The organism is Paenibacillus sp. Leaf72, from assembly GCF_001422685.1.
In the GTDB taxonomy this organism is placed as follows: domain Bacteria; phylum Bacillota; class Bacilli; order Paenibacillales; family Paenibacillaceae; genus Pristimantibacillus.
This window is the reverse complement of record NZ_LMLV01000025.1, coordinates 1-1,872: the sequence shown is the minus strand read 5'-3', so window position 1 is coordinate 1,872 and position 1,872 is coordinate 1. Positions and strand designations below refer to the sequence as shown.

Here is a 1,872-nt window from a genome sequence, read left to right as displayed (position 1 = left end):
CCAGCGATCACCGTCACCACCGCTTCTTTTACCCCTTCGATTTGCAGCAGATGCGCTTCCACCTCGCCCAGCTCGATCCGGTAACCCCGTATCTTCACCTGATGGTCCATCCGGCCCAAATGCTCCAGACGACCATCCGGCAGCCATCTGGCTAAATCGCCAGTCCGGTACATCCGCTCGCCKGGGGCAAACGGATGCGCGACAAACCGCTCGTTCGTCAGTTCCTCGCGTGCCCAGTAGCCACGGGCTACGCCTGCTCCTCCGATGCACAGCTCTCCCACCGCTCCGATCGGCTGCACCTGCAGCGCCTCGTTCAGCACATACACCTGCGTATTGGACAGCGGACGGCCGATGCTCATTTTTCCGCCTTCGCCCGCTTCTCTCAGGTGTGCAAACGTCGACCAGACCGTCGTTTCTGTCGGGCCATACATATTGTANCGTGCCCAGTAGCCACGGGCTACGCCTGCTCCTCCGATGCACAGCTCTCCCACCGCTCCGATCGGCTGCACCTGCAGCGCCTCGTTCAGCACATACACTTGCGTATTCCCCAGCGGACGGCCGATGCTCATTTTTCCGCCTTCGCCCGCTTCTCTCAGGTGTGCAAACGTCGACCAGACCGTCGTTTCTGTCGGGCCATACATATTGTACAGCTCCGCCTCTGTTTGACCGCGCAATTGTCTTTCCAGCGTGGCAGGGAATGGCTCCCCGCCAATCAGCAGCGCCTGCATCGGACGCAGCGCTGCGGCACTGCGCGCATCCTCCAGCAGCATCACCAGCCGGGAAGGCGTCGTCTGCATCACCTGGGCTGGATGCTTCGTGAGCAGCGCAGCCAGCTGGGCAGGGTCCTGCTGCTCCGCCTCGCTNCAGCATCACCAGCCGGGAAGGCGTCGTCTGCATCACCTGGGCTGGATGCTTCGTGAGCAGCGCAGCCAGCTGGGCAGGGTCCTGCTGCTCCGCCTCGCTYGCCAGCAGAACCTGCATGCCRCAGCTCAGCGGTACCCAGCTCTCGGTCACGAAGATGTCAAAGGACACCGTCGTCACACTGAGCATGGTCGCAGATGGCGCAAAGGGCAGTGCTTCCACCATCCCCGTCATAAAGTTGACGACGTTTCGATGCTCCACCACCACGCCTTTCGGCGTGCCGGTCGTCCCCGAGGTGTAGATCACATACGCGCTGCCTTCAGCGCGGGTCTCCACCTTCGTTGCTGTCGTGGAATAAGCGTTCAGTTCCTCCACGGAGGCAAACCTCACCTGCGAATCGTCATCCTTCTGTTGTCCGTCTGAAGCATACCCCTCCTGCTGACCATCTGCATCTGAGATCTGCTCCTTCTGCCGTCCGCTCGTGGCCTGCTCCTCCAGACACAGCACCTGACGCAGCGGGGTTTCTACCCAGCCCGCCACCGTTTCCCGCTGGGCTTTTTCGCTTAAGAGAATGCGGATTCCGGCATCCCGGACCATCCCTTCGATGCGTCCGGCTGGCAGCGCCGGATCCAGTGGCACATAGGCCGCACCAGCTTTCATAATCCCCAGCAGACCCGCGATCAGCCAAGGCGAACGGGACAGCAGCACACCGACGCGGTCTTCNCGGATCCAGTGGCACATAGGCCGCACCAGCTTTCATAATCCCCAGCAGACCCGCGATCAGCCAAGGCGAACGGGACAGCAGCACACCGACGCGGTCTTCGCTGCTCACGCCCTGCGCGCGCAGCCAGCCTGCGATGCGGTTGGCTTGCCCGTCCAGCTCGCCGTACGTCCACACGGCCAGTCCACTCACCAGCGCCGGATGCCCCGGCGTTCGGGCAGCCTGCTGCTCGAATAGCCCATGCACCGTCGCGTTCTCAGGGAGCTCCAGCTCCGTAGCGTTGAAGTGCA

3 protein-coding genes and 1 pseudogene are annotated in these 1,872 nt (G+C 62.6%); all 4 read right to left on the bottom strand.

Translation table 11 applies throughout. The annotated features are described in order from the left end of the window. Window positions 1-437 (bottom strand): annotated as a pseudogene (locus ASF12_RS35820) (AMP-binding protein); the annotation flags it as partial. Between the two features lies 1 nt (window position 438). Next, on the bottom strand, window positions 439-797 hold a 359-nt coding region (locus ASF12_RS35815), incomplete at its 3' end, for an AMP-binding protein (protein ID WP_268795454.1). A 67-nt stretch (window positions 798-864) separates the two neighbouring features. Next, window positions 865-1,569 (bottom strand): AMP-binding protein (locus ASF12_RS35810; protein WP_268795453.1); only part of this gene is annotated, 705 nt, incomplete at its 3' end. A gap of 16 nt (window positions 1,570-1,585) precedes the next feature. Further along, a partial coding sequence (locus ASF12_RS35805) for an AMP-binding protein (RefSeq protein WP_268795452.1) occupies window positions 1,586-1,828 on the bottom strand: 243 nt, incomplete at its 3' end. Between the last annotated feature and the right edge of the window lie 44 nt (window positions 1,829-1,872).